Source organism: Vibrio sp. E14 (genome assembly GCF_020515785.1).
Lineage (GTDB): Bacteria > Pseudomonadota > Gammaproteobacteria > Enterobacterales > Vibrionaceae > Vibrio > Vibrio diabolicus.
The window spans coordinates 726152-752412 of sequence record NZ_JAHPJI010000001.1; the positions used below are offsets into that span (position 1 = coordinate 726152).

At 44.9% G+C, this 26261-nt stretch carries 29 protein-coding genes; 21 read left to right on the forward strand and 8 right to left on the reverse strand.

Annotated elements, in window-relative coordinates; translation table 11 throughout:
* Positions 1 to 88: 88 nt before the first annotated feature.
* From LIX84_RS03070 to LIX84_RS03085, 4 genes are all read left to right on the forward strand, one after another.
* Complete coding sequence (locus tag LIX84_RS03070) at positions 89 to 1630, forward strand: glutamate synthase-related protein (protein ID WP_104972522.1); 1542 nt, start codon at positions 89 to 91, stop codon at positions 1628 to 1630.
* A 185-nt stretch (positions 1631 to 1815) separates the two neighbouring features.
* Entirely contained in the window at positions 1816 to 3987 is a 2172-nt protein-coding gene (katG, locus tag LIX84_RS03075; protein ID WP_226420589.1) for a catalase/peroxidase HPI, read from the forward strand.
* Positions 3988 to 4152: 165 nt separating this feature from the next.
* Complete coding sequence (gene parS / locus LIX84_RS03080; RefSeq protein WP_006742299.1) at positions 4153 to 4605, forward strand: type II RES/Xre toxin-antitoxin system antitoxin; 453 nt, start codon at positions 4153 to 4155, stop codon at positions 4603 to 4605.
* 1 nt (position 4606) lies between these two features.
* Positions 4607 to 5077, forward strand: coding sequence for an RES family NAD+ phosphorylase (locus tag LIX84_RS03085; protein ID WP_226420590.1), 471 nt, complete (start codon positions 4607 to 4609; stop codon positions 5075 to 5077).
* 80 nt (positions 5078 to 5157) lie between these two features.
* On the opposite strand, the gene LIX84_RS03090 is transcribed toward LIX84_RS03085, so the two are convergent.
* Complete coding sequence (locus tag LIX84_RS03090; RefSeq protein WP_226420591.1) at positions 5158 to 7008, reverse strand: acyltransferase family protein; 1851 nt, start codon at positions 7006 to 7008, stop codon at positions 5158 to 5160.
* Positions 7009 to 7249: 241 nt separating this feature from the next.
* On the opposite strand from LIX84_RS03090, the gene LIX84_RS03095 reads away from it, so the two are divergent.
* Positions 7250 to 7525: a nitrogenase-stabilizing/protective protein NifW gene (locus LIX84_RS03095; RefSeq protein WP_226420592.1), complete on the forward strand. Its 276-nt coding sequence runs from the start codon at positions 7250 to 7252 to the stop codon at positions 7523 to 7525.
* A gap of 118 nt (positions 7526 to 7643) precedes the next feature.
* On the opposite strand, the gene LIX84_RS03100 is transcribed toward LIX84_RS03095, so the two are convergent.
* Both LIX84_RS03100 and gloA read right to left on the reverse strand, forming a co-directional pair.
* Complete coding sequence (locus LIX84_RS03100) at positions 7644 to 8744, reverse strand: alkene reductase (protein ID WP_226420593.1); 1101 nt, start codon at positions 8742 to 8744, stop codon at positions 7644 to 7646.
* Between the two features lie 11 nt (positions 8745 to 8755).
* Positions 8756 to 9142: a lactoylglutathione lyase gene (gene gloA / locus LIX84_RS03105; RefSeq protein ID WP_226420594.1), complete on the reverse strand. Its 387-nt coding sequence runs from the start codon at positions 9140 to 9142 to the stop codon at positions 8756 to 8758.
* Positions 9143 to 9353: 211 nt separating this feature from the next.
* On the opposite strand from gloA, the gene LIX84_RS03110 reads away from it, so the two are divergent.
* Together LIX84_RS03110 and LIX84_RS03115 are read left to right on the forward strand one after the other, a co-directional pair.
* Complete coding sequence (locus LIX84_RS03110) at positions 9354 to 9782, forward strand: PaaI family thioesterase (RefSeq protein ID WP_226420595.1); 429 nt, start codon at positions 9354 to 9356, stop codon at positions 9780 to 9782.
* A gap of 26 nt (positions 9783 to 9808) precedes the next feature.
* Positions 9809 to 10198, forward strand: a complete 390-nt coding sequence (locus LIX84_RS03115) for a MazG nucleotide pyrophosphohydrolase domain-containing protein (protein ID WP_226420596.1) — start codon at positions 9809 to 9811, stop codon at positions 10196 to 10198.
* Between the two features lie 43 nt (positions 10199 to 10241).
* On the opposite strand, the gene LIX84_RS03120 is transcribed toward LIX84_RS03115, so the two are convergent.
* Positions 10242 to 11117 (reverse strand): universal stress protein, encoded by an 876-nt coding sequence (locus LIX84_RS03120; RefSeq protein ID WP_226420597.1) that lies wholly within the window; start codon positions 11115 to 11117, stop codon positions 10242 to 10244.
* 212 nt (positions 11118 to 11329) lie between these two features.
* Here LIX84_RS03120 and LIX84_RS03125 point away from each other — a divergent pair, with 212 nt between their 5' ends.
* The 8 genes from LIX84_RS03125 (at position 11330) to def (ending at position 17257) form a co-directional block, all read left to right on the forward strand.
* Positions 11330 to 11500, forward strand: a complete 171-nt coding sequence (locus LIX84_RS03125) for a hypothetical protein (RefSeq protein ID WP_226420598.1) — start codon at positions 11330 to 11332, stop codon at positions 11498 to 11500.
* Positions 11497 to 12675 (forward strand): magnesium transporter, encoded by a 1179-nt coding sequence (locus LIX84_RS23505; RefSeq protein WP_329958987.1) that lies wholly within the window; start codon positions 11497 to 11499, stop codon positions 12673 to 12675. Before LIX84_RS03125 ends, LIX84_RS23505 begins: the two co-directional genes overlap by 4 nt.
* A 271-nt stretch (positions 12676 to 12946) precedes the next feature.
* Positions 12947 to 13483, forward strand: coding sequence for an AAA family ATPase (locus tag LIX84_RS03135; RefSeq protein ID WP_021821594.1), 537 nt, complete (start codon positions 12947 to 12949; stop codon positions 13481 to 13483).
* 113 nt (positions 13484 to 13596) lie between these two features.
* A complete protein-coding gene (locus tag LIX84_RS03140) occupies positions 13597 to 15042 on the forward strand; it encodes an N-acylglucosamine 2-epimerase (protein ID WP_226420599.1) in 1446 nt (481 codons plus the stop codon).
* Positions 15043 to 15142: 100 nt separating this feature from the next.
* Positions 15143 to 15394, forward strand: a complete 252-nt coding sequence (locus tag LIX84_RS03145; protein WP_005395194.1) for a DUF2999 family protein — start codon at positions 15143 to 15145, stop codon at positions 15392 to 15394.
* A 316-nt stretch (positions 15395 to 15710) separates the two neighbouring features.
* On the forward strand, positions 15711 to 16040 hold the full coding sequence (locus LIX84_RS03150; protein WP_329958988.1) for a YceK/YidQ family lipoprotein: 330 nt from the start codon (positions 15711 to 15713) through the stop codon (positions 16038 to 16040).
* Positions 16041 to 16071: 31 nt separating this feature from the next.
* A complete protein-coding gene (locus LIX84_RS03155; RefSeq protein WP_226420601.1) occupies positions 16072 to 16530 on the forward strand; it encodes an ABZJ_00895 family protein in 459 nt (152 codons plus the stop codon).
* 220 nt (positions 16531 to 16750) lie between these two features.
* A complete protein-coding gene (gene def / locus LIX84_RS03160) occupies positions 16751 to 17257 on the forward strand; it encodes a peptide deformylase (protein WP_006742287.1) in 507 nt (168 codons plus the stop codon).
* Positions 17258 to 17323: 66 nt separating this feature from the next.
* Here the strand turns inward: def and LIX84_RS03165 are convergent, their stop codons facing one another.
* Positions 17324 to 17731: a helix-turn-helix domain-containing protein gene (locus LIX84_RS03165; protein ID WP_226420602.1), complete on the reverse strand. Its 408-nt coding sequence runs from the start codon at positions 17729 to 17731 to the stop codon at positions 17324 to 17326.
* 84 nt (positions 17732 to 17815) lie between these two features.
* Between LIX84_RS03165 and LIX84_RS03170 the strand changes: the two genes are divergently transcribed.
* The 4 genes from LIX84_RS03170 to LIX84_RS03185 all read left to right on the forward strand — a co-directional run bounded on the left by LIX84_RS03170 (position 17816) and on the right by LIX84_RS03185 (position 21471).
* The gene (locus tag LIX84_RS03170; protein ID WP_226420603.1) at positions 17816 to 18319 is read left to right on the forward strand and encodes a DUF2938 domain-containing protein; all 504 of its coding nucleotides are present in this window, start codon (positions 17816 to 17818) and stop codon (positions 18317 to 18319) included.
* Positions 18320 to 18551: 232 nt separating this feature from the next.
* The gene (locus LIX84_RS03175; protein ID WP_226420604.1) at positions 18552 to 19580 is read left to right on the forward strand and encodes a phospholipase A; all 1029 of its coding nucleotides are present in this window, start codon (positions 18552 to 18554) and stop codon (positions 19578 to 19580) included.
* A 94-nt stretch (positions 19581 to 19674) separates the two neighbouring features.
* Positions 19675 to 20133 carry a hypothetical protein gene (locus tag LIX84_RS03180; protein ID WP_005395188.1) on the forward strand — a complete coding sequence of 153 codons (459 nt, stop codon included), beginning with the start codon at positions 19675 to 19677 and terminating at the stop codon, positions 20131 to 20133.
* 333 nt (positions 20134 to 20466) lie between these two features.
* On the forward strand, positions 20467 to 21471 hold the full coding sequence (locus tag LIX84_RS03185; RefSeq protein ID WP_226420605.1) for a metal-dependent hydrolase: 1005 nt from the start codon (positions 20467 to 20469) through the stop codon (positions 21469 to 21471).
* A 40-nt stretch (positions 21472 to 21511) separates the two neighbouring features.
* Here LIX84_RS03185 and LIX84_RS03190 read toward each other — a convergent pair whose 3' ends face one another.
* From LIX84_RS03190 to LIX84_RS03200, 3 genes are all read right to left on the reverse strand, one after another.
* Positions 21512 to 21904: a hypothetical protein gene (locus tag LIX84_RS03190; protein WP_104970657.1), complete on the reverse strand. Its 393-nt coding sequence runs from the start codon at positions 21902 to 21904 to the stop codon at positions 21512 to 21514.
* Between the two features lie 501 nt (positions 21905 to 22405).
* Complete coding sequence (locus tag LIX84_RS03195; RefSeq protein WP_226420606.1) at positions 22406 to 24166, reverse strand: ABC transporter ATP-binding protein/permease; 1761 nt, start codon at positions 24164 to 24166, stop codon at positions 22406 to 22408.
* A 173-nt stretch (positions 24167 to 24339) separates the two neighbouring features.
* Positions 24340 to 24954: a 3'-5' exonuclease gene (locus LIX84_RS03200; RefSeq protein ID WP_226420607.1), complete on the reverse strand. Its 615-nt coding sequence runs from the start codon at positions 24952 to 24954 to the stop codon at positions 24340 to 24342.
* A 195-nt stretch (positions 24955 to 25149) separates the two neighbouring features.
* Between LIX84_RS03200 and LIX84_RS03205 the strand changes: the two genes are divergently transcribed.
* Together LIX84_RS03205 and LIX84_RS03210 are read left to right on the forward strand one after the other, a co-directional pair.
* Positions 25150 to 25410 carry a DUF5062 family protein gene (locus tag LIX84_RS03205; RefSeq protein WP_176296782.1) on the forward strand — a complete coding sequence of 87 codons (261 nt, stop codon included), beginning with the start codon at positions 25150 to 25152 and terminating at the stop codon, positions 25408 to 25410.
* Between the two features lie 241 nt (positions 25411 to 25651).
* Positions 25652 to 26146, forward strand: coding sequence for a YcxB family protein (locus LIX84_RS03210; RefSeq protein WP_226420608.1), 495 nt, complete (start codon positions 25652 to 25654; stop codon positions 26144 to 26146).
* Positions 26147 to 26261: the final 115 nt, after the last annotated feature.

Sequence of the window (26261 nt, forward strand, 5' to 3'; positions counted from 1 at the left end):
GGTTTCGCTGACGCTCTTTCCGCTCCTGTTCTACGCTTATTGCAAGCCAGCGAGAAAGCGTGGTTAACAATAATAAACAGGGGGCAACATGAGCAAGCCAATCATCGCCGATAATAAGCCGATTAAAGTGAATCTAACCGAAGGGCAAGAATATTACTTTTGCCGATGTGGACGTTCTAAAAATCAACCTTATTGCGATGGGTCGCATTCGGGAACAGGCTTAAAGCCAATGAGCTTTACTGCGGAAAAAGATGAAGAAGCGTATCTCTGCCAGTGCAAGCATACCTCTAATGCCCCATTTTGTGATGGAACACATAAGCGTTTTTCTTCTGAGCAAGTCGGCAAAGAAGGCCCTGAGAAAAAACGAGAGAAAAGTGACAAACCGACTGCGTCCGCTACTCAAGAAGAACCAACCCTAGAGTTTATCCACCAATTAGCGAGAGAAGGGCTCTCTAAACTCGGTCATCATGGTCCGATGGCTGCAATGGGGGTTCCTAGGCATTTGCTACCACATTGGGATGCTATACAAATCATGGTGGCGCAAATGGCGACACAACCGTTGTTGGAAGATGTTCCCGTATCAACTGAGTTGATTGTAGGGCCAAACGCGCGTAAGCCGCTCAAGCTCGCTATTCCTTTGTTGGTGTCGGACATGAGTTTTGGCGCACTCTCGGAAGAGGCGAAAATTGCGTTAGCAAAAGGTGCTGAGTTGGCAGGGACTGGGATTTGCTCCGGTGAAGGGGGGATGCTACCTGAAGAACAAGCTGCAAATTCGCGGTATTTCTATGAGCTTGCCAGTGCTCAGTTTGGCTACGATGAATCCAAGCTTCTTAATGTTCAGGCTTTTCATTTTAAAGGTGGGCAGGGCGCCAAAACAGGCACGGGTGGTCATCTTCCAGCAAATAAAAATGTAGGTAAGATCTCTCAGGTGAGAGGTATCCCCGAAGGCCAACCAGCAATCTCACCGCCAACATTTAAAGATCTTCATACTACTCACGATTTCAGAAAGTTTGCTGACAGAGTCCGTGGCATCACGGGCGGCATTCCAATTGGCTTTAAACTCAGTGCCAACCATATTGAGCAAGACATTCAGTTTGCGCTTGATGCTGGGGCTGATTACATCATCTTAGATGGTCGCGGTGGTGGCACGGGTGCGGCGCCAACTATGTTCCGTGATCATATTAGTGTGCCCACCATCCCAGCATTAGCTCGTGCACGTAAGTACTTAGATGAAAAAGGCGCAAGTGATCGCGTCACATTAATCATCACCGGTGGGTTGCGAGTTCCTACGGATTTTGTCAAAGCGTTGGCACTTGGGGCAGACGGAGTGGCGATAGCAAACAGTGCGATGCAATCTATCGGTTGCGTCGCGGCCCGGATTTGTAACACCAATAATTGCCCTGCGGGGATCGCAACGCAAAATGCCGATTTGAGGCAGCGTCTCGATATCGAAAAATCATCTCAGCAACTGAAAAATTTCTTCGAATCCTCGGTCGAGCTCATGCAAGTTATGGCAAGGGCATGTGGTCACCACGCTCTGAATGAATTTAGTCGCCATGATTTAGCGACCTGGGATCACAACATGGCGAGGCTGTCTGGAATCAAGTATTCAGGTATGGACTTAAACTGATCTCTATCCATATTTTCTGCATATAGGTACATGTTTGATAACAATTATTTATTAGCCGAGATATGGAAATTTTGACTTGGCGTTAACTAAAAATTCAGTGTATGAACTACGCTGTTTGAGGTGGATATTCGATTTGTTGAATAACAAAGAGTGGTTACCACAACCACGATACGAAGGAGCATTATATGAGCAACACAAACGGCGGTTCGGTAGGTAAATGTCCAGTTATGCATGGTGGGCAAACATCTACAGATAAGTCGGTGATGGATTGGTGGCCGAATGCCTTAAACTTAGACATCCTGCATCAACACGACTCCAAAACCAACCCATTTGGCCAGGACTTTAATTACAAAGAAGAACTGAAAAAGCTAGATGTCGAAGCACTTAAAAAAGACTTAAAAGACTTAATGACTGATAGCCAAGACTGGTGGCCTGCCGACTGGGGACATTACGGCGGTTTAATGATCCGAATGGCATGGCACGCAGCGGGTAGTTATCGTATCGCGGATGGACGTGGCGGCGCTGCGACAGGCAACCAGCGTTTTGCTCCCCTCAACTCTTGGCCAGATAACGCAAACCTCGATAAGGCTCGCCGCCTTTTATGGCCCATCAAGAAAAAATATGGCAACAAATTAAGTTGGGCCGATCTGATTGTCCTTGCCGGTAACATGGCGTATGAATCCATGGGCTTTAAGACCTTTGGTTTTGGCTTTGGGCGAGAAGACATTTGGCATCCCGAAAAAGACACTTACTGGGGGTCCGAGCAAGAATGGTTAGCCACAAGTGACGCTGATAACAGCCGCTACTCTGGTGAGCGAGATTTAGAAAACCCGCTTGCTGCGGTAATGATGGGTCTTATCTATGTGAACCCTGAAGGGGTGGACGGTAACCCAGATCCCCTCAAAACAGCACATGACATGCGTGTGACCTTTGCGCGAATGGCAATGAACGATGAAGAAACTGTCGCGCTCACAGCGGGTGGTCACACGGTCGGTAAGTGTCATGGTAATGGTGATGCCGCAAACCTTGGTCCAGAGCCCGAAGCCGCAGACGTTCATGAACAAGGTCTTGGCTGGATTAACCACAAAACACGTGGCATTGGCCGTGACGCGGTAACGAGCGGTATTGAAGGTGCTTGGACGACACACCCTACACAATGGGACTACGGATACTTCCACCTACTATTTAAGTACGATTGGGAACTGAAAAAGAGCCCAGCAGGTGCGTGGCAGTGGGAGCCAATCGACATTGAAGAAGAAGACAAGCCTATCGATGTTGAAGACGGTTCTAAGCGCTACAATCCAATCATGACTGACGCTGATATGGCGCTCAAAATGGACCCTGAATATCGCAAGATTGCAGAAAAGTTCCAAAATGACCCAGCGTACTTTGATGACGTTTTTGCTCGTGCCTGGTTTAAGTTGACACACCGTGATCTAGGACCAAAATCATGTTATTTCGGACCTGATGTGCCAAGCGAAGATCTTATTTGGCAAGACCCAACGCCTGCAGGTAAGACAGACTACGATGTCGATTTAGTGAAAACAAAAATCGAAGCAAGTGGCCTATCCATTAGTGAGCTAGTAAGTACGGCGTGGGATAGTGCGCGTACTTACCGTGGCTCTGACCGCCGAGGTGGCGCAAATGGTGCGAGAATTCGTTTGGCTCCGCAAAAAGATTGGCAAGGAAACGAGCCAGAGCGTCTAAGTCGTGTTCTTGCTGTGCTAGAAAAAATAGCAGCAGAAGAGGGCTGTAGTGTTGCTGACGCTATCGTGCTTGCTGGTAACGTAGGTATTGAACTGGCTGCGCGTGCCGCAGGTCATGATGTTTCCGTACCATTCGCGCCAGGCCGAGGTGATGCCACCCAAGAGATGACGGATGTTGAATCGTTCGAAGTTCTTGAGCCTGTTGCTGACGGTTTCCGAAATTGGTTGAAGAAAGACTACGCGGTTAAGCCGGAAGAGTTGTTGCTCGACCGAGCGCAGCTTATGGGTTTGACAGCACCAGAAATGACGGTACTCATAGGTGGTATGCGCGTTCTAGGCAGTAACTACGGCGGTGGAAAAGAGGGCGTATTTACTGACCGAGTAGGCACTTTGTCGAATGATTTCTTCGTGAACCTTACTGACATGGCATATACGTGGAAACCAGTGAGTGCTAATCAATATGAAATCCGTGATCGTAAAACCGACGCTGTGAAGTGGACGGCAACCCGTGTGGATCTTGTCTTTGGTTCAAACTCGATTCTACGTTCATACGCGGAAGTGTATGCGCAAGATGATAATCAGGAAAAATTCATCCACGACTTCATCGCTGCATGGACGAAAGTCATGAACGCCGACCGTTTTGACTTGTAATAAGTGAAACGATGCAAATCGGTAGATGCGGAAACAAAGTTGATGAATAAGTAAGAGAGGCGGGCGCAAAGCTCGCCTTTTTCTTTACCTATCTTTTTACTTTGATTGAAATTTGAGCTCATTTGAACCATAATAACTAGACCATATGAACCATAGGAGCTTGATATGGCAACTGCAGCATTAAAAAGCTTTAAGCCGAAACAATCTCATAAAGCCAATTTCTGGCTTATGTTAGGTATTGAAGACGCTGAAACGGGTCGTATTGATGCGGTTCACAAAGGCTTTGAGCCCAAGGTATACCGGAACATTGTTGATCGAGTAAAGCTTTCTCAAAGTGAATTCCAACATGTGACACTGATTCCTGTTAGTACAATTAAGCGTCGTCTTAAAAATGATGAGCGTTTTAATACTCAAGAGAGTGATGCAATCTATCGATTAGCGATGTTATTGAAACTCGCGACAGAGTTGTTTGACGACGAAGAGCGCGCGTTAAAATGGATGAGAGAGAATGTGTACGGCTTAGGTGGAAAAAGGCCGCTAGACATGGTCTCGACCACGGTGGATTTTGAAATCGTGAAAGATTTGATCGGCCGTTTAGAGCACGGGGTGTTCTCGTAATATGAAGCTCTATCGTCTCACACAAAAGAAATTTGCTGACACGCCATTCAGTCCCGTTGGGGCAAAGTTGTTTGGAGGGCGATGGAACTCAAAAGGAACCGAAGCCCTCTACTTCTCTGAATCGGAATCCCTTTGCTCGTTGGAAGTGTTTGTTCACGTAAATAACGATCCAGCTATCATCAAACTGTACGATTTATATCGTATTGAAATGCCCGAATATCTCATCGCCACCTTAGATGAAGAAGATCTCCCTGTGACGTGGCGAGCAATACCGGCGAGCGAGTCTACACAGTACATTGGTGACCAGTTTCTCAATGATCCTCATCCCGAGTTTGCCGCGCTGCAAGTGCCTTCAACGATTTCACCTCGTGATAAAAACTACGTGGTGAACCCAAATCATCCCAAAATGAAAGAGATCATCAAGAAAGCCGAAAAGCTCGATTTCGCGTTTGACCCACGCATTTTCAAATAAACGCGCTGGCTTTCTCTCGCTTTAAAATATTCAGCGCTTACCTGAGATAAGCGCTGAAGCATAAAAGTTTATTCCCTTGGTTATTGTCGGTCGTAAGTGAACTGTTGCGCTTCATTTGTACTGTTGTGGTAATGCCCAAGCACCAACTCAGCACCTTTGTAAGATAAATGACTGTCATCCGTATACATCGCATTGTTTGCTCCAACTCTCATTCGACATACGCCATTTCTGCAAATGGCATCGGTCAAGTCGACAAACTCAACGTGCTCAAATTGCTCAAAGTAGTTCACTAACTTCGCCACGTTTTGAGGGTGATGTTGTTTAGGAGAAAAGTCGCAGGCAGACTCTTCCGTCTCGCCAAACAAACGCGCTTTCCAAAGGCATTCACCTACCGCAAACGGTGCAGAAGGCGTTGGGCCGAAAACGACCACTTCTTTCCCTTCCAGTTCATTCAACAATCCAGTTAATGATGCCTCATAGTCGGCTTGTGAAAGCTCTTTATTGAAGTTGGAAGAGATAACGACGCGACGAATAGAAGGGGTACGCAAAATGGTATCGACTGCCTGTTTGAAGAACTGTCGGCAAGAAACTGAGCCAGCCTCTTTGATGATGTCGATATAACCGACCGCACAGGAATCTTGAGTAAGTTGCACCACGCCAGTTGGTGTTACTTCGGACAGACGCTTCACGTAAACCATGCTGTGACTATTGCCTAACACAGCGATGGTGGGCTGCGGCGCAGACGAGCACACATCGTTAACGTCGGTGTTGCCGTTGCAATATAAACCGTAACCGTTGTTCACGCGCATGGCCTCGAAAAATGCACTTCTTTCTGGAAAACCACCGTTTTGATGACCAATAACGCCGAACGTCAGCAAGGGTAACGTCAAAACCGCAATAACCGCAGACACAGTGCGCATGCTCATGGCTTTTCGGCTGCGGAACGGCTTTTCAACAAAGCGCCAAGTGAAGTAAGACAGTATAAAAAGAGCGGCAATGTAAATCGGGATATTGACGTCTTGAGTTGCATCCAGCATGTAGCGGTAAAACACAAATAGCGGAATATGCCACAAGTACAAGCTGTAGCTGATTAAGCCGACGAACACGACCCATTTTAGGCTCAGCAATTTACCGCAGACATTGTCTTTAGAGGCAAACAAAATCACTAACGCGCTACCGATGACCGGCACCAGCAAAGTGATACCCGCGCCATCTTGCGATTTTTCAAACAAAAGCGCGGAAGCCAATATCAAAACGATGCCAATGGTTGCTAGAGTATCGTTAGATTGAACTTGGACTTTTCTCATCACTAATGCGAGTAATGAACCGGTTGCCAGCTCCCAAGCACGAGAGAAGATCATGTAGAAGGCGAAATCAGGATCGTTGCTCGCATAGACAATAGTCATCAAACTCAGCGCAAATACCGCGACAAAAAAAGTCAGGAAAAACGCGTTTTTGCCACGAGCGAGAAGCATGAGTAGCAAAGGAATGACAATGTAGTATTGTTCTTCAACGCCCAAGCTCCAAGTGTGAAACAGCGGATTGGCTTGATCTTCTAAACCGAAGTAATTGTGGCCTTTTAAATACAGAAGAATGTTGGATGAAGAAAGAATAGAAGACACTGCGAACTGACCAACGTCTTTGTGCGCTTGTGGCAAAAATAACCACCAAGACATCAAATAGCTTACGGCAATCACCACCAGTAGCAGGGGAAGTATGCGGCGAATGCGTCGCTCATAAAAATCACCGAGGCTGAACTTCTGGTTTTCCAAATCGTTAATCACGATGGTGGTGATCAAATAGCCGCTGATAACAAAAAATACGTCGACGCCAATAAAGCCACCAGCGAACTGCTCAACTCCTGCATGAAATAAAATCACCAACGTGACAGCAATCGCCCTTAATCCGTCTACTTCCGCTCTGTAAGTCATATCGTGTCCCTCCAACATTCCGTTTAACGAAGTAGAGCAAAATATGAACCAGAAATAATGTTGCTTTAAATCAGAGCCTTAAAGTGATTATCAAAATGAAAAGGCTGGGGGAAATAACGAATTCCCAAATTGAATTTCAATATGGAAATCCCAGAAAGAGTGATGTTAAGAAGCGCTAAATCAAAGAACGTAAAGCGCGAGGCTCTTAGACTTCATTGAAAATGATAACGCTAAAGAAACAATGACAGAGAATACGATTCAGGAAAAAATTGCCAGCTTTACTTGTATCGAAGAAGCGTTGGATTACTTCGAAATCGAGTTTGATAGCCGATTTATCGAAAACAACCGAATCGAGTTGATTAAGAGGTTTAACGGCTACTTAATCCTCACTAAACCGGATGATTGGTTTTCAGGCCGCCGCGCACTGAAAAATGCCTACTGTAAAGTACAACGCAGTTTACTAAGTAAAACGACGCGCTCAGCGTGCCGAGGTTGTACATCTTGTCAAAGACGTTAATTTTTGGTGGCTTGCCTAAAAAGAACCCTGCATCTTGGCGTCACAGGGGGAAGAGCAAGGTTCTTTTGGGTTAGCTATTGGTTTGTCGCGAGTTGCGAATCAGCTTTACGTAGATGAATTAACCCGCGTGATACGCAGGGTAGTCCACTAAACCTTTTTCACCGCCGCCGAACAATGTCGTAGGGTCATGTTCTGCCAGCGGATAGCCGTGCTTGATGCGGCTTGGTAAGTCTGGGTTTGCAACAAACGGACGACCAAAACCGATCATGTCGGCTAAACCACTTTCAATCGCGTGTTGCGCCTTTTCTGCGTTGTAACGACCGGCATAGATCAGTGTGCCTTTATACGCCTCACGAACTGCGGTTTTAAAGTCATGCGGAGTGTCTGGCGCGTCGTCCCAATCCACTTCTGCAATGTGAATGTAAATCACATTGAGTTTATCAAGCAGCACAGCAGCAGCGGTGTAGGTGTCGACTGGTGTGCTATCGACGGTGCCGTTTAACGAAGTGAATGGTGCAAGGCGAACACCAACACGATCTGCGCCAATGGCTTGCGTCATCGCTTCTACCACTTCACCAAGAAAACGCAGACGGTTTTCAATTGAGCCGCCGTATTCATCGGTGCGGTTGTTCGCTTCAGAATCGATAAACTGGTTAACCAAGTAGCCATTTGCTGCGTGAAGTTCGACACCATCAAACCCAGCTTTTATCGCGTTTAATGCGGCTTGGCGGTATTCTTCAATAACATTCTTGATGTCTTGCTTGGTCATTTCACGTGGCTCAACCACGTCGACAAAGCCAGGTTCGTCTGTGCCATTGTCGATAAATACTTTCACGTTTTCTGCTTTAAGCGCAGAAGAAGAAATAGGTTGCTCGCCGCCGATGTTGTCAGGATGAGTCACACGACCAACGTGCCATAATTGCGCGAAGATAACGCCGCCTTTCTCGTGCACTGCATCAGTTACTTTTTTCCAGCCAGCAATTTGCTCTGGGCTATAAATACCCGGAGTCCACGCATAGCCTTGACCCGTTGGTGAAATTTGCGTGCCTTCAGCAACGATTAATCCCGCTTCAGCACGTTGAGAATAGTAGGTCGCCATCATGTCGTTAGCGATATTACCTGGTTGAGAAGCACGAGAGCGCGTCATCGGAGGCATAACGATGCGGTTTTTTAATGAGAGAGAGCCAAGTTGAATCGGTTGAAATAATGCGTCTGTCATAGGAAATCTCGTTATTGTTTAGTTTGAATCAGTTCGATTTGGTAGCCGTCGGGATCTTTAATGAACGCGATGTGCGTTTCTCCTCCTTTCATTGGACCGGGTTCGCGAGTGACGTTACCACCAAGCGCTTTGATTTTTTCGCAAGCTGCGTAAATGTCTTCACACCCAAGCGCTATGTGCCCGAATGCGTTACCTAAGTCGTAACTGGCGGTATCCCAGTTATAAGTTAGCTCGATGGTCGCGCCATCTGGTTGATCAGGGCTACCAACAAACACCAGTGAGTAACGGTATTCTTGGTTTTCAAAACGATCCAAAACGCTCATTCCCAGAACGTTTGTATAAAATTCGATAGATTTGTCTAGGTCAACAACACGGATCATTGTGTGGAGAAACTTCATAAGTCGTCTTTCATAACGTTGCGTAATCACGATGCAAACCTTATCGCTACTCTAAATTAACTGGAAATTATCGTTAATTATGAAAATGATTATTTAACGTTATGGATAATGAGGTTGTTGGCCCTACAACGTGCAAACAAAGATTACTCGCCATTTCTTTTTAATAATTGGCATATGCTAATTACTCCTTTTTACAAGCCGAGTACTTAACATGTCCGCAAATAGTCACTTTCATTCCACTCACGAATCTCATTATCAATGTGCGGTTTGTTCTTCAATCGATGCGAATCCGAACTCTTTGGCTGTGAACTACCAGTGCCTAGCCGATGGTTCTGTTATCGGAGAGTTTCACGTTTTACCGCGTCATCAAGGTTACACAGACCTGTTGCATGGTGGCATTGCGAGTTCGCTGCTCGATGGTGCAATGACGCACTGTTTGTTATTTAGAGACATTCAAGCCCTTACAGCGCAGTTGGATGTGCGCTACCATGCACCTATTGAGCTAGATGAGCGCGTCACGATTACTGCACACTGTGAAGGTGAACGCCGCGGTATATATCAACTGGTGGCTCAATTACTGGTCAATAATGAAGTTAGAGTGACGGCAAAAGGGAAGTTTATTCGTCCTAAAGAGGCGTAAATAAAAACTCGTTCAACGGAGAGATAATGAAGAAATTTGATGAGTTGTACGCAATTGCGACGAGAAAATCTCAATATGACCAAACCAACACTTGGTTTAAAGGCGTAGAGACTTATCTGGAGGCCATTGGCAAAGAAGTCGATGAAGTCCGTGAAGAGATTCGTGAGGATCGCCTTTGTCATTTGGAAGACGAGTTAGGCGATGTGTTGTGGAACTATCTTAACGTATTAAAAGCGTTGGAAAGAGAAAAGGGTATAGATCCTGAGAAAGTACTCGAAAGAGCCTGCAACAAATACGATCAGCGTGTATCTGCGATTGAGTTGGGACGCAGTTGGGATGAGATAAAACAGCAGCAGAAACAAGCCTTGAACGCAGAGCATGAAGCCGCGCAGTTAGAAGATGTAAAGAGCCAATAACTGCGCTTGGTATTGAAAGGGTTGGTTAATAGGGAATACCTAGTCAGCCGTTGGAACTGTTGACCAACAACAGGTCGCAAGGCGGTTGATCAAGTAACGTGTCTACAGTGCTGCCAGACCAAAATTGGGATGACATGCTTCGCTTACACGCGCCCATAATCAGAATTGCCGCTTGTGATTGCTTAACTGCTTTTGGTAACGCCGTTTCAGGGTTTCCTTCTGGCAGCAGTAGTGGTACTCGTGTTAACTTTTGCGCAGTAATAAAGTCCGTAATGCCTGCTTTTTGGTTGCTCAGGATTTCTGCACGATAGCGAGACAGATAAGGCGCAACGTAGCGGCAGTAAACTAACGTCATTTTTCCGCTCAAGGTTTTTTCTAGCTTTGAGCCTCGCGATACGATGGCTTTATCTACGACTGATTTTGCATCTCCGCGATGAAGCGGATCTATCGCGCAAAGCATGTTGGCGTGAGAAGGCCATGAACGCTCACTTAATAGCAATAGATCACAATCGTTTTTTGCTAGCTCGGTGAGTAAGGTTTGAATGTTGTGCTTGTTAAAATGCCCCACGAGCAGTAAATCTGTGTGGTCGACAAGCCGTTTCGCGACTTGAGCGATCCAATGACTCCCTTTGAAATGCTCGTAAGAGAGTGTTGGCGTTTCAACTTCCTCTTCTTCACAAAGTTCGATAACGAAGTCTTTAAATTTTGATGTCCAAGCTTCAAACTCAGCTTGTCTCTTTTCTATATGGTCAGAGTTGAAACTAAGGAAATGCGCGAACGCGTGATCTTCACTCCGGCGGTGATCTTCCACCAATACCACGATGGGTTGAGCCAGCGCTGTCGCAAACTGAATCACTTTACGAAGCACCTTACGACTTGGTAAGGCGGCTTGCTGAGTCAGAAAAAATACTGGTGCCATTGATTACTCCATTATCAAACGAGGCAAATGCGCCTAATGCACACTAAAAGTTTATACCATCCCCTTATGCAAAGACGTTCTGTTTCTGCGAGCAAAATATAAATTCCGCAATTGTGCGTGCCATTGCCTAGAATTTTAACATCAGGATCTCATGCCTTTAGGTAATAGACATCGTGTTGACACTAACGTGATGCCCAAGGAAATCGGTGACAATGATGATAGATTCCAGCCAATTACAAATTAATCGCAAAGTGCCTCATTTGCTTGCCGAGATCATTAAAGCGATAGAGTCGACCGAAGACCTCGGTTTTTTGAAAGACTATCAGGAAGCGCAAATCGCGAACATTTTGGAGTCGTCAACATTGCTTATCGTAAACGCGTGATAGAAGCGGTGCCGCCAGAGAAGTACTGGACGGTATTAAATTTGCTGCGATACGACACCGCCAAGCATATTCATCAATCACTCAACAAAGAGCTGCAACATGAACGCTTAGCGTACATCACGGATTCGGAACTGATCATCTTTGCAGACTTTCTACCGACCGAATTTGTGGATGAGTACCTTATCGACCAAAGTGAAGAGTCGGTCGCGCACATTCAACAAGCGCTGTCGTATGAAGATAACAAAGTGGGGAGATATGCCGAACCGCATTTTTTAGTCGCAAATTCTAAAAACAGCGTAGGAGGCATCAAAACCGAGTTGTTAAAACGTGGACAAAGCCCGGTGCGATTGATCATTGTGCGCGATGTCGGAGGCGTTATTGGGACGATAGAACCTCAAATCCTGTTGCTGCATGAGAACCATACCAAACTCACAGACTTGACCGTAGTCACGCCAATTCTGGAAGATATCCAAACGATTCAAAGCGTCAGTAAACAGGTCTCGATTGATGGTGGAGCGCATTGGTTTCCTATCATGGCTGGTGGCAAAATTATGGGCGTTTTATCGATGGCGACCATCGCGATTACCTTGCGTGAACTCAGCCTACAAGCTGTAGTGGCAGAAAACGTACGAAGTGAAGAAGATTTGTTCACACCATTAACTGTGGCGACAAGGCTAAGAGCACTTTGGTTGGTGATTAACTTGCTGACCGCTTTTGTTGCCTCTGCCATCATCGGTATTTTTGATAATGTGGTCGAGCAAGTCGTTGCGCTTGCTATCTTAATGCCTGTTGTGGCGAGCATGAGCGGCATCGCAGGTAGCCAAACCTTAGCAGTGGCCATTCGGGGTATCGCATTGAACCACTTGCACCAAAGTAACTTGAAGCTATTGGTGAATAAGGAATTAAAAATCGCTACCATTAATGGCTTGATCATGGGATTAGTCATCGCGGGTGTCGTCTACATGGTGTTTGACTCTTGGCCATTGGCGCTTATTATCTGTTGTGCAATTTTCCTCAATAGTTTGGCGGCCGCGGCATCGGGTACGTTGATACCATTCACCTTGAAGAAGTTTAACATTGACCCCGCCGTGGCTGGCTCGGTAGTATTGACAACCGTTACCGATGTCGTCGGTTTCTTTGCGTTCTTAGGCTTAGGTGCCATCTTCTTGATATAGAAAGCCAATTGACGCGTTAACCTGATGATCCAATCTCTTCATTTCCCAACCCAATATTTTGGGCAAGTTTGGTTCGCTCAAAATTCCTCCGTTTTTCATAAACGCTGAACACGCCGTTTAAGCTTTCATTTCATCAATATTTTTCACTGCTCATTTCTATCCCAAAACTTTCCATTGCCGATCTCGCTTAACGCTGGTGTGCCAAATGCCATGCCAATTTTCTTGGCCGTACACGCATTACTTCACTCAAACAAAAAATAAGGAAAAGATTTTGAACAAACTCATCGTATTCACTGGTGGTCCCGGTGCAGGAAAAACCTCGGTTATCGAACAACTAAAAATACAAGGCTTTATCTGCGCGCCAGAAACTGGTCGTCACGTGATACAAACGCAGGTTGCGAATCACGGTTCAGCATTACCTTGGAATGACAAACAAGCCTTTCGAGATGAAATGACAAAAGAAGAAGTGAGCAACTACCGATCTTTCAATGTCCGCCAAGGGGACGTATTTTTTGATCGCAGTATTGTGGACGTATATGGCTACAGCAAGTTGGAACAACTGCCAATCTCGCATGAGCTCATCACGCATTGCCAGACGCTTCGTTATCATCCTCAAGTATTCATTTTTCCACCGTGGGCATCGATATTCAGTAACGATGAAGAGCGAAAACAAGATTTTTCTGAAGCGGTCGCCACGTATCAACAGATGGTCGATGCATACCACAAGTTCGGTTATCAATTGATCGAAGTGCCCAAAATGTCAGTCGAAGACAGAGTGGCGTTTATTCTCGACTCAGTCATCGAATAAGGCAGACAGATGAATAATGCAAACAAATGCGTAAGGCGATTGTGACCACGACGACAATATGTGTAAAGGGAGTTATTTATACTGGATAAAATTCAATAACTTAATTGAGTATTATGTCTTTTAAATATCTTACCTTATTGCTCGCAACGACGAGCATGAACAGCTTTGCTGATGTGGACCTGCCTTCGGGGGATGATTGGTTAAACCATGTGACAAATGGTCTAGCTCCATATTGGATGATGGAAAGTGCGCATGGGCAACCTGCGGGGAATTTTCCGACATTTCGTTGTGATAACGGTGTCATTCTCGACCCACAAAAACCGTGTGAAGAATTAAACAAAGGGTGGATTAGCCCGCACTTCGATCGCGAATACACACGCATGAAATCGCGTCAAACTTACGCTTATGGCGTGCTTTTTCATCTTACGGGTGACAAACAAGCATTAGAGCTAGCCAAGAAAGGGGCTTATTACCTGATTGATCATCTACAAGATGAGAAAAACGGTGGCTTCGTGAGCTTTACGCGTAGTGGAAAACCGGGGATGGAGTGGCAACAGCGAACTTCTCAAGACCAAGCTTACGCCTTGGTGGGCTTGGCGATGTACTACTACTTGACGCAAGATCCAAAGGTTGAACAAGCACTTATCGACCAGCAAGCGTTTATATTTAAACAATACCGACGAAGCGATGATCGCGGTCTGGCGTGGGTTTTGAAAGATGGTGATGGGGAAAGTGAGAAGCAGCAAGAGTTAGTCGCTCAACTTGACCAAATTAATGGCTATCTGTTGCTAACGGCGCCACTTTTACCAGAGCCAGCGCAAGCCAAGTGGAAGCAAGATCTGCAATGGCTGACGCAAGTGATGCTGGATAACTACCACTCCGACAAAGAGCAGCGCTTTTATGGCGCGATACACCACAAAGCGGTAATGATGCCAGATGCGAAACACAATGATTTTGGACACACCATCAAAGCGTATTGGATGACGTATCTCACTGGTCAGTTGTTGGAGAATTCCAATTGGACAGAGTTTGGTTTCAAAGGAATGAAACACACGCTTAAACAAGCGCAATACCAGCAAAACTTTGAGCAAGTCAAAGCGTTCTTCTCGCCAGAATGGCAGAGTAAATGGACGCAAGAGAGCATTCCTGCTTGGCAATCAAGACCGCACAAACACTATAGCTCGTCTTGGGAATGGGCAGAACTCGATCAAGCGGCGATGACGGTTTCTCTTGTCGATGATTCGATGAAAGAAACGTTGCAATACACGTTACCCACCTTTATGGACGTGTGGGTGGATCATCAATACGGAGGTGTTGGTCTGAATCCTAAATCAACCAAAGCGTTCCATTGGGGAAATGGTTACCACCAGTTTGAACATGCGTTGGTAGGGTATTTGTACGCGCAACAAATGGCAAAACAGCCCGCTAAGCTTTACTACGCGCGACCAGCCGAGAGTAAAATACCACTTAATCCATATTACTTTAACGCGGATATAAAAGCGCTTTCATCGCAAAGTGATGGAGTCACTACCGCAACGTTCACCAATATTCGACCATAACTTGGTCGATGGTGGTGTGGTGGTTAAAGTCTGCGTGCAAACTAACAAAACCCAATGGTAAACTGCGGGTCTGTTTTACATAGTATTTAAAGGTAATTTGATGAACCCGATTCTTGCGATGTTGAAAGAAAACAATATTAGCGACGAGCAAATCAACGAGCTATTTCAGGCGTTAACTCAAAACCCTCTGGCTGCAATGGCAACTATCAGCCAACTAGGTCTGCCACAAGATCAGCTTCAAGCGTTAATGGCGCAGGTAATGCAAAACCCTGTACTGATTAAAGAAGCAGTGGAAGAGCTAGGCCTAGACTTCTCCAAAGTAGTAGAAGCCAAAGCGAAGCTACAGCAGTAATCGAGTTTTCGATAAAAACAAAAGCCGCCAGAGCCAAATGGTTCTGGCGGCTTTTTTACATCAGATGAAAGGTACGCGACTCCAACGGGAAAGCGAATAGGTTGAGCTTAACTTGGTGCTTGCATAAAAAATCAAGTGCGATTCTAGTCACGTCGCATGAACTCACGGGTGCTATTGGCAATAAATGAATTGTTTCTAATACATAGAACGTATTAACATGGTTGCACTAGACCTATATGAGTAAATTCATTGAATATACAATTTGAGAGAGAGGGTTTAGTTTTAAAAAATAATAGTTAGTTGGAATCTAGGTTAAATGAAAATAAATATATTTAAAAAGCTACAAGTTGTATGTCTTGTGGTGTCAGCATCTTTAATGGTGGGGTGTTCATCTATAGATGCGCATGCTGGTGGCGGATACGGAAAGCCGTTTTCAGGCACCGCGTTATCAGTCGCACGACAACCTTGCTATTTAAGATCTGATATTACTTCCATCGCGTTATATCCACTTTCATTGATTGACATTCCTTTGTCGTTAGCAACGGACGTTGTGTTTCTTCCTGTTGATTTAGTCATGGTAGCTACACCCACAACGAGTTATGGCGGTGTTGTTTCTCTAGGCTGTCCAAGCGGCAGCATGATCTAAAGTCTGATTTTATTGAAATAAATGGAAGGAAATGAAAGTGGAATCGAAAAATAATTACTCAACAGAAAACAACGCTCCCTCGGTGCTCTTTGTAACGTCGCTTTTGTGTTTGGCATCAGTTTGTTTGGCCATACTGCTATTTATTATTGAGTACATTTCTGGCATGGAAATGAACGGTATCGGCTTTCTTGGAACGTTAATACCAGCGATGAGTGTAGGATATTATTTTGGCTATAAAACAGGGAATATAATGCCTTCGACAACGAGATGGTATTCAGTGCTGCTTTGGAATTTATCGAGCTTAGTGGTGTTTTCTCTCATCTTAATGTTTTTGGGCATCTCTATATTTGAACTGATAGCGGAACTAGGCTGGTTCAGTATTATTATCATTATGTTAACGTTAATAACCGTTTGTCTCGGGTACTTTATTTTCAAGAGTGGTGAAAAAATGGCGATTAAGGTTTCGCTAAAAGCGCAAAAGAGTGCGTAACTCACATATAACGAAGGCTTAAAGATAGATACGTAAAAAAGACGCCAGCTATATCGTACTGGCGTTATTGTTTTCTCTTCCTTGGTGCCTCTTTGGTCTCTAGCAAAATCGAATGTTTTAGACGAAACGGTATTTCCACGAAAACTCAACCTGTTTATGTCTGCCCAAACGTGTGTATAATTCGCCGGAAATTACGATTTACAGATAACGAAAGGTAAGTATGGCAGTCCTCGAAATTCTCTCCATTCCAGACCCAAGGCTTAAAGTAAAAGCAGAAAAAGTCACTGATGTATCGACAGTACAAACGTTGATCGACGATATGCTAGAAACACTTTACGCAACGGGCAATGGCATCGGTTTAGCTTCAACCCAAGTGGGCAGAAAAGAGGCGGTTGTTGTCATCGATATCTCTGACGAACGCAATGATCCTTTAATCTTGGTCAACCCTGAAGTGGTGAGCGGAGAAAACAAAGCACTTGGTCAAGAAGGGTGCCTATCTGTTCCCGAATACTACGCCGATGTAGAGCGTTACACATCAGTTGTTGTGTCTGCATTGGACCGTGATGGTAACCCGATGACAATCGAGAGCGATGAGTTTTTAGCGATTGTGATGCAGCACGAAATCGACCACTTATCTGGTAACTTGTTCATTGATTATCTTTCACCGCTAAAGCAAAAAATGGCGATGAAAAAAGTGAAGAAGTACGTAAAAGCGCAAGCTAAGTAAAAAATGAGAGGAAGTAACTCACAACCGCGAGTTGCTTCCTTTTACATCAAGAATAAGCAGAGTGGTTTATCGCGTTTTTTTGGGGACATAACGCTTTACGACCTTCATAAGCTTCTGAAATGAAGAACAGTCCATATGTGACTCATGAGGGCAGGTGGCAACATGGTTTAGGCTGTCTCGCACCGCTTTCAAACGTGTTATTTGCTCATCAATTTCAAGCGCCTTTTTCGCCAGTAAGTCACGATCAATGTATGGTTTTGAACCTTCTGAGTGATTCAACATTTCTGCCATTTCGTTAAGTGATATTCCAGCGATACGCCCCAAACTAATGATGTTGAGTTTATTGAGTACCTCTGGTGAATATTGACGTCTCAATCCATTCCTTCCTATCGAGCGAATTAACCCCAACTGTTCGTAGTATCTGAGCATTGAGGTCGGCAATCCTGATTTTTTAACCACTTCTGCAATATCCATATTATTCCTCATTGACTTCAAGTTGGCTTTAAGTTGTAGCATGCAACTAAGACCTTAACAAATCAAAAACTTGAGGAGCGAAAAATGCTGTTTTTAATAGGATTACAAGCGGCGCTAATAGGGATTGGTGCGACTTTGATAATGGATTTATGGGCTTGGCTACAAAGGAGAGTGTTTGGTATTCCCTCACTAAACTATGCATTTGTCGCGCGCTGGGTTTTGTACATGCCCAAAGGAAAGCTTATGCATGCGCCAATTATGGCAACAGACCCGATTTCGGGAGAAAAAGCACTCGGTTGGTTTTTGCACTATGCCATTGGTGTTGTTTTCGCTTTGGCTCACATTGCTGCTTTTGGGCATCATTGGTTGGTAGAGCCTAGTCTAGTGCCCGGCTTAGCCACTGGTGTGGTCACGTTGGTGTTCCCTTTTTTTGTCATTCAACCTTGTCTAGGATTTGGTTTTGCTGCCAGTAAAACCCCAACACCTTGGAAAGCCCGTGTTCTTAGCACATTGGCGCATTTAGCTTATGGCTTGGGTTTATTCATAGTCGGGTTTGCAATCAAAGTGGCGAGCCAGTATTTTGCATAGGGAATATGAGCATCATGCAAACGAGTTGTTTTTGTTGTTATTTATGATGCTCAACTCTTGGTCGTTTTTGGCGCGTTGCTCATAGTGGGCCGATATGTTTGAGGTCTGTCGTATTTATCCAAGACGTAAAGTCGGCGAACATTTAACATTGCCTTAACGCCAGAATGGCAAGCGGTTTACCAAGAAAAATTAAAATTATCTGGTTTGACATAAAGAATATTAAGGGTTTCAGATGGCTTCAAAAGTGGCAGGGATATCAATACTGAGCTTATTGGCAGCGCCAGTTGCGATGGGAGAAACAGCCAGTGCTTATGATTTATGTTTGCTAGACAAAATCAAGCAAAGCGAAGGTGAGGAAACCATAAAGAGCATTCGCGCGCAGTGTGAGCTCGATGCAGTAACAAGTACAGTGCCCGCTGAACCAGAAATTGAAGAACCTGAGGAGCTTCAGGAAAGCTTGGTCGACAAGCGTTTGGAGTCAGAACGAGAAAACGCATTTGAACCATTTAGTTTGGTGGCGCATCGTGTTAACTACATCTTGCCGTTCACTTACAGTGATCGCGTAAATAAGCGTGCTTATGCAGACACTAAGTACGGGGATGAGCTGCGTAAGGAAGAAGCGGAGTTCCAAATTAGTTTTAAAGTGCCAATGAACTACGACGATTTGTTGTTTGATGGGGATGGTTTGTTCTTTGGTATGACGCTCAAGTCATTTTGGCAGGTGTATACAGGAGCAGCATCGCGTCCATTTCGTGAAACCAATTATCGTCCTGAGCTTTTTTATTATACTCCGACAGACTGGAAGCCACTTGATGGTTCGACTTGGTTAGGTTTTGGTATTGAACATGAGTCGAATGGGCAGAGACAAGAGTTATCGCGCAGTTGGAATCGTGTTTACGCCAACTTAACCTTTGCGAAAGACAATTTTGCGGTTTCTCTTCAACCGTGGTGGCGTATACCTGAGGATGAAAAAACATCTCCGAATGATCCTAAAGGTGATGATAACCCGGATATCGAAGATTACATGGGGCACTTTGAGCTATCGAGTGCGTACAAATGGAATGGTTATGAGTTTACCTTCTTAGGCCGCCAGAACTTCCAAACGCATAAAGGCTTTGCCGAATTAGGGGTGTCATTTCCGATCTGGGGCAAACTTCAGGGATACGCACAGTACTCGACGGGGTATGGTAAGAGCTTGATTGACTATGATCATAATCAGCAGCGCATTGGTGTTGGTATCGCGATCAACGGTGTTCTGTAGTTTTTCGATAGCCCAATAGAAATAAACGCTGGCAATTGAGATTTCAGTATTTAGAATGCGTGGCTGAAATTGATTTCCAACCTAGAGTGATTTTATGCTTCGTGATTACACCTTCGATTGTCTTGTAACCATGCCTCGTCATGAACTGGAAGAGTTTAGTGCTCGCATGATCAGTAAAATGGTGCCGGAAGACGTGATGAATGAGCTATTTACTTTCGATCAAGAAGAAGTGGATAGCGAAGACCGTATGTTGTCTGCACGTCTTGATGCCATGTTACGCATGACAGCAATCGCACTGAGTGAAATTCAACAAGCGTTTGATGACTCAGACAATGCGAAGCAAAATAGCGAGCGAATGACGCGACTGGTTCTTTGGCATTTCTATGCGATTTCATTCCATTTGGAAGAGGCGATCACGTTAGAAACACACTGTGCATTAGTGGAAAAGCTACTCGAAAATACACCTTCGGATGTTTTTGATTGGGTAAAAACATTGACGGAACTTCTGCACACTTACGCTGAAATCAACGCGAAAGAAAACCCTCAAGACTAAGGTTTTTGTCGTTAATCGTTCAGTAAACAAGGCGAGCCATCCGGTTCGCCTTGTTTTATTTTTGCATCTGTAAAATCCGCAGTTTTGGACTTTTGACGTACACCACGATCCTCGCTTTAGGTTCGCTTCTCACTAGCGAATAGGGCGATTCCTTCTTACACTAAAATCAAAGTATTTGTTTTCGAACACTTTAATGCGTCATTAAGGTGTGTCTTCCAATCCACTTAAATACGGATAATTTATGTCGGAGAACGTTCTGGTTTTTAAATTTGAGCCTATTTTGAAGCGCATATGCCTTCTATCTCGGCTACATTTTCGTTGCGGGCGTAAATAATGGACCCGTTAACGCAAGGTTTACTGGGCGCTGCTTTGCCACAGTCTGCGAGTAACAAGCGGCACATTGTGGCTGCTGGCGTGTTAGGCGTGGTTTCAGGGATGGCGCCGGATTTGGACGTACTTATCCGTTCATCAACTGACCCATTGCTGTTTTTGGAATATCACCGACACTTTACCCATTCATTGTTGTTTATCCCTTTTGGCAGCTTTCTCTGTGCTTTAGTGTTGTATCCGTTGTTTGCAAAAAGACGAGGGCTAAACTTCCGACAGAGTTGGTTTTATTGTGCCCTTGGTTATAGCACCCATGCGCTGTTAGATGCTTGCACCAGCTATGGGACTCAGCTTTTTTGGCCGATAAGCAACATACGCTATGCTTGGAACACAATCTCGGTTATCGACCCCGCTTTCACATTTCCTATTTTGATCCTGCTTTTCTTTACCGCACTGAAGCAAAATCGAAATTACGCGCGTATCGCATTTCTATGGTCTCTGGCTTATCTAACACTTGGGGTGATTCAACGAGATAGAGCAGAAGCGACCGGATGGAAAATCGTCCAAGAGCGACAGCACAGTGCTGTGCAGCTAAAAGCAAAACCAACCTTCGGCAATCTTTTGGTCTGGAAAGTGATTTATGAAACGGAAGATAGCTACTATGTGGATGCGGTAAGAGTGGGGCGCTCAATAAAAATCTATCCTGGCGAATCCACACCAAAGCTCAATGTAAAAACACAATTTCCATGGCTCGACCCGCAATCGCAGCAAGCGAAAGATATTGAACGTTTCCGTTGGTTTTCAAATGGTTTTGTAGCGCAAGACCCGAATAACGAAATGCGAATTGTTGACGTGCGTTACTCTATCGTTCCAAACCATATTAACGCGCTGTGGGGCATCAATTTATCACCCAAAGCTAGCCCGAACGAGCATGTTGAATACACTGCTCATCGAGGTAGTACAACCGAAGATCGCCAAACTTTTCTCAATATGCTTACAGATTTTGAGTGATGGTTTTACTTTGGATACCGATGCGGTGCCGTAATAACTATTACGCGGACTGAAAGTCCTTCACTAGGGTCGGCTTGCTGGCGAAGAAAATTTTGCCAAACAGAGACTTATACTTCCATCCAAGAGACAAAAGTCGTTTTGCTAAGCTTTTGTTTTCAATGATAGCGACTTCAACGCCTTGGTAATGGTATGGATTGCTTTTAATGTAGTCGATAAATGCAGTAAGCACGCCTTGCCCACGAACGGAGGGCGCAAAGTTGACTGCAACAATGGAAAAGCGCTGACTGCCAACAGGGCAACGGACAAAGCAGTGTCCAAGCGGATGAGTGATGGTCTCGGAAAACTCAGGAAACGCGCGAGACTCTAGTTCTTGAGAAAGCGCATCGTATTGCTGACATAAATGATAAAAAAGTTGTTTCGCTTCACTGTTCATCTCGGTGCCACTTACTTTTAATTTGGTTTAAAGGCATTGATTTCACAAATATTGTAACCATAGTCAGCAAGACAAAACGCGGTGAACTTTTACAGTGGTGATTTCCTATTTTTGAAAGCTAACTTATTACAAATGAAGTTGATTGGATTTTATATGGTACTTGGGGAGGAGTGTTTCTAGTTGAAGGGAGAGTACGCTGGTTACTGGATTCTTACCTGAGTTCCTGTATTAAAAGGAGAACCACTTGGTTTAATGCCGCTCGTTTAACTACGAGTGGCATCTTTTTGTATTTCGTCATCTTGTACAGCGACGAAGGTGCGTGATATAGGATCTTCTATCCTAGCTCTTTATGGTCAAAATTGTCTCTTTAACCACTCAGCACGTTGCTATTAGATTCCTAGTCTCGCCAAGGCTCGCTGGAATGACACAAAAACATCGTTAAGCTATTGGCATTAAATCTCTTGGTCCGTTTTTGCTTATTCTTGAGGGCTTAACTAGGCATTACTCTAAGTGCTTAAATTGCAATGCCACAAGTCGCTGATACAACTCACAGCTTTGCATTAATGATTGGTGGTTACCAACATCGACTAACTCGCCATTGTCGAGCACCGCAATTTTATCCGCATGTTGGATGGTCGAAAGACGATGAGCAATGATAAGCGTCGTGCGTCCTTTCATCAGTGTTTCAAGTGCTTGCTGAACGTGGTGTTCACTTTCACTATCAAGGGCGCTGGTGGCTTCATCCAGCAGTAAGATTTTTGGATCTTTTAGAATCGCGCGAGCAATCGCAATGCGCTGCTTTTGACCGCCTGATAGTCTAACGCCGCGCTCGCCTAAAAAGCTGTGATAGCCTTCGGGAAGCTTCTCAATAAACTCATGGGCATGAGCTTTTTTGGCGGCTTCGATGACTTGTTCATCCGTGGCTTCTGGATTGCCGTAGCGAATATTATGGAATACATCATGGCTAAACAGCGCGGGTTGTTGTGGTACGAGTGCCATTTGGCGCCGAAGCTCGTTTGGGTCGAACTGTCGAATATCTTCACCACCAAACAACACTTGCCCTTGCTGCGGGTCATAAAAGCGTTGCAGCAATTCGAATAGTGTCGTTTTACCTGCACCAGAAGGGCCGACTAACGCCAATACTTTGCCTTGTTCAGCGGTTAGGTTTAATCCTTTGATAGCAGGTTGATTTGGGCGAGAAGGGTAGTTGAAACTCACCGAATTAAAGTTAACCTCAGCAGGCATGTCGGAACGGACAGGCAAATGGTTGCTTGGCGCTTTAATATCGCTGTCTACTTGAAGGATCTCAATCAGTCGCTCGGTAGCACCTGCGGCTCTTTGCAGTTCACCCATGACTTCGGAAATGGTTGCAGTCGATGAGGCAACCATAATGGCATAAAACACAAATGCGGCTAGGTCACCCGCAGACATCTTTCCGTGAATCACATCGCTGCCGCCAACCCAAAGCATGCCTGCAATTGCGCTGAACACAATCACAATAACGCCAGAGATTAGGATTGCGCGCTGTTTTACTCTCTGTCTGCCTACTTCATAAGCTTTTTCCACCTCGACAGCGAAAGCCGCTCGTTCGTACGGCTCTGAGCTAAAACTTTGCACGGTTTTAATATGTTCTATCGCTTCACCTGCGTAGCTGCCGACATCGGCCATTGAGTCCTGACTTTGGCGAGAGAGCGCACGCACGCGTCGTCCATAAAACAAAATTGGAACCAGAACCAAAGGCACAGAAGCCAGCACAATCAGTGTGAGCTTAACGTTGGTGGCAAACAACATTATGATGGCCCCAAAGCACATCAAAGCGCTACGCATCGCCATCGAGAACGATGAACCAATAATACTTTGCAGCAACGTGGTATCGGTAGTCAGGCGCGAAATAATATCGCCGCTACTGTTGTTCTCAAAATAGCTCGGATGCAGCGTAATCACATGGTTAAACACCGCAAGGCGAATATCCGCACTGACGCGCTCACCTACGGAAGACACAAGGTAGAAGCGAAAGAAGGTCCCAATGGCAATACACAGTGTGACACCGACAATAAACTGAATCGCATTGGTGAGCTCTTGCAATGATTGCTGTGCAAAGCCTTGGTCGATAAGAATACGCACCCCATAGCCAACGGATAACGTCAAACTTGCCGTCGCGACAAGGGCAACCAAAGCCGCCGCAACCCGCCATTTATAAGGTGCAATAAAGATGTTGAGTTTAAGAAGAATGCTGAGATTTTTGTTATTTTTTCTGCTCATGAGTGACTCACAAAGCGTTTTAGGTAACTGGCATAGTAAGCCAGTTTTGTAGGGGAGACCAGCGAACTGCCGCTTTCGGAGTAGGAAGTTCACTGGGATGCACAATATCTTATGTATATCGAAACTTGCTTAAATGTCTAAGAGTCAAAAATGAACTTTGAGTGAGGAGGGAGTTAAGCACGGCTTTTGGCGAGTAGCAGGTCGACTTTTCCTTTGGCTGTTTTACTAACCGTTTGCATCAACTGAAAACTTGGTTTTGCGACGCCTAAGTTTTCTATCCCTTCGACCATTAAGAGCCAAAGCTTGGCCGTCATTTGTGCATCGGCTAGTGCGCGGTGAAAAACACCGTCGTTGTCGATATTTTTATAGCGAACAAGTTCACCTAGCTTGTGTGACGGAGCATCTTGAATGAGCCGTCTTGCTACCAGTAAGGAGCAAGCAAACTCACCCGAATAACCACAGTTGATTCGTTCAAGCTCTGCATCTAAAAATCGTTTATCGAAGGACGCGTTGTGAGCGATAAGGTTCTCGCCAGCAATGAACTCACTAAATGACGCCATTACCTCTTCGCAGCTTGGTGCCGATCGCAACATATTGTTGGTAATGCCGGTGTAGTTCTCAATGAAAGAACTCACTCTGAAACCGGGATTCATGAGTCGCTGAAAACTATCGACAACCTCGCCATCGACTAACTTTACCGCACCAATTTCTATTGCGCGGTCACCCAAAGTAGGAGAGAGACCAGTGGTTTCAAAGTCGAGTACGACCACAGAGTTTGCTTGAGGCATAAAATTTTCCAGCTGAGTAATATTGCGCAAGAGTATTATCGAAAGCGACAGAAAAAGAAAGGCGAACCAATTGGTATATCTTTGTCGATGTAGATTCCAAAAAATCGACTCTACGTAATCAATATGAGAGTTTTATAACACGTTATTGGCGATACTTAATGTATTCTTAGCCGAAGCGAAGAAGAGGATTTATCAATGTCAAAAAGCTCCAAGCTTCACAATGAAGACAAACTGGTTAAGAAGGCACTAGAGATTGGTGGTAAGATGGCGAAGCTACAAGGTTTTGACCTTCCACAGTCACCACAACCTCTAAGAGTAAAAGCGATTTACCTATTCTTGGTCGATGCAAAACAGATAACACCACTACCGGAAAGTAAGCTAGACGGCGCAAGCATCAAACACCGACTGGCAGTATGGATACACAGTGCATTGCCAAACAACGACCCTCTAAAGTAGAAAACTCAAGAAGTCACATAGGTCATTACTTAACACAGGCCATTAATTAACAAGGCGAGCCAAATGGTTCGCCTTGTTTGATCTTGGCGAGTGCACCGAGGTCTTTTTTGCGTGGCGGTATCATTGATTTACAAAACAGAATCAAAAGGACTAAAGATAAATCCCGAGAAGCGCTACAATGCAGGCGTTGCGAGAGTGCAACCAAGATTACTCATTTACAGAAGCCTTGAAGTAACCATACATGTCTAAAGATTTCGAATTCACTACAGAATACATACTCGACAAATCTTTCTTTGCTGAGTGTTATGATCAAACTAGCCAGCGAACGAAGTTCCCACAAGCGTACTTAAAAGGGATACTGTTTCTTATCTTTGGTGTGGTTTTATTGGAGTTTGAACTGCTACCTAACGGTTATGTCGGTTGGTTCTTTATCGTATTGAGTGTGATTGAAGCGTGCAGCGTTTACTTCAAAAGAACTTGGTGGCTGTGGCGTCAAACCATCAGTTCAAGCCGTGGCAGTAAAGTGGCTTTTGAAGTGAATGCAGATGGCGTGCGCTACAAAAGTGGTAAAGTTGACCGCAGCCTCGCTTGGAATGATATCGACCAACTCGAACAAACTGATTTGGGCTTTATCCTTCACCTTGGTAAACAACGCCAATACATCAGCAAATCTTGCTTAAACGAAGAAGTGAGCGCGTTTATGGTAGAGCAGCACGCGGCATCAAAAGCGAGCTAACAAATTCACATCAAGCTGGAATGAGCGATCTAAAAAGTAGGTGATATATGAGCGAACATCATAACAAGTGATTGGTTGATTCTGAATCAACTGGGTTTGATGTACAAAACTAATA

Coding starts and splice junctions, on each gene's coding strand:
- LIX84_RS03070 (WP_104972522.1), top strand. CDS start 89: ATGAGCAAGCCAATCATCGCCGATAATAAGCCGATTAAAGTGAATCTA.
- katG (WP_226420589.1), top strand. CDS start 1,816: ATGAGCAACACAAACGGCGGTTCGGTAGGTAAATGTCCAGTTATGCAT.
- parS (WP_006742299.1), top strand. CDS start 4,153: ATGGCAACTGCAGCATTAAAAAGCTTTAAGCCGAAACAATCTCATAAA.
- LIX84_RS03085 (WP_226420590.1), top strand. CDS start 4,607: ATGAAGCTCTATCGTCTCACACAAAAGAAATTTGCTGACACGCCATTC.
- LIX84_RS03090 (WP_226420591.1), bottom strand. CDS start 7,008: ATGACTTACAGAGCGGAAGTAGACGGATTAAGGGCGATTGCTGTCACG.
- LIX84_RS03095 (WP_226420592.1), top strand. CDS start 7,250: ATGACAGAGAATACGATTCAGGAAAAAATTGCCAGCTTTACTTGTATC.
- LIX84_RS03100 (WP_226420593.1), bottom strand. CDS start 8,744: ATGACAGACGCATTATTTCAACCGATTCAACTTGGCTCTCTCTCATTA.
- gloA (WP_226420594.1), bottom strand. CDS start 9,142: ATGAAGTTTCTCCACACAATGATCCGTGTTGTTGACCTAGACAAATCT.
- LIX84_RS03110 (WP_226420595.1), top strand. CDS start 9,354: ATGTCCGCAAATAGTCACTTTCATTCCACTCACGAATCTCATTATCAA.
- LIX84_RS03115 (WP_226420596.1), top strand. CDS start 9,809: ATGAAGAAATTTGATGAGTTGTACGCAATTGCGACGAGAAAATCTCAA.
- LIX84_RS03120 (WP_226420597.1), bottom strand. CDS start 11,117: ATGGCACCAGTATTTTTTCTGACTCAGCAAGCCGCCTTACCAAGTCGT.
- LIX84_RS03125 (WP_226420598.1), top strand. CDS start 11,330: ATGATGATAGATTCCAGCCAATTACAAATTAATCGCAAAGTGCCTCAT.
- LIX84_RS03140 (WP_226420599.1), top strand. CDS start 13,597: ATGTCTTTTAAATATCTTACCTTATTGCTCGCAACGACGAGCATGAAC.
- LIX84_RS03145 (WP_005395194.1), top strand. CDS start 15,143: ATGAACCCGATTCTTGCGATGTTGAAAGAAAACAATATTAGCGACGAG.
- LIX84_RS03150 (WP_329958988.1), top strand. CDS start 15,711: ATGAAAATAAATATATTTAAAAAGCTACAAGTTGTATGTCTTGTGGTG.
- LIX84_RS03155 (WP_226420601.1), top strand. CDS start 16,072: ATGAAAGTGGAATCGAAAAATAATTACTCAACAGAAAACAACGCTCCC.
- def (WP_006742287.1), top strand. CDS start 16,751: ATGGCAGTCCTCGAAATTCTCTCCATTCCAGACCCAAGGCTTAAAGTA.
- LIX84_RS03165 (WP_226420602.1), bottom strand. CDS start 17,731: ATGGATATTGCAGAAGTGGTTAAAAAATCAGGATTGCCGACCTCAATG.
- LIX84_RS03170 (WP_226420603.1), top strand. CDS start 17,816: ATGCTGTTTTTAATAGGATTACAAGCGGCGCTAATAGGGATTGGTGCG.
- LIX84_RS03175 (WP_226420604.1), top strand. CDS start 18,552: ATGGCTTCAAAAGTGGCAGGGATATCAATACTGAGCTTATTGGCAGCG.
- LIX84_RS03180 (WP_005395188.1), top strand. CDS start 19,675: ATGCTTCGTGATTACACCTTCGATTGTCTTGTAACCATGCCTCGTCAT.
- LIX84_RS03185 (WP_226420605.1), top strand. CDS start 20,467: ATGGACCCGTTAACGCAAGGTTTACTGGGCGCTGCTTTGCCACAGTCT.
- LIX84_RS03190 (WP_104970657.1), bottom strand. CDS start 21,904: ATGAACAGTGAAGCGAAACAACTTTTTTATCATTTATGTCAGCAATAC.
- LIX84_RS03195 (WP_226420606.1), bottom strand. CDS start 24,166: ATGAGCAGAAAAAATAACAAAAATCTCAGCATTCTTCTTAAACTCAAC.
- LIX84_RS03200 (WP_226420607.1), bottom strand. CDS start 24,954: ATGCCTCAAGCAAACTCTGTGGTCGTACTCGACTTTGAAACCACTGGT.
- LIX84_RS03205 (WP_176296782.1), top strand. CDS start 25,150: ATGTCAAAAAGCTCCAAGCTTCACAATGAAGACAAACTGGTTAAGAAG.
- LIX84_RS03210 (WP_226420608.1), top strand. CDS start 25,652: ATGTCTAAAGATTTCGAATTCACTACAGAATACATACTCGACAAATCT.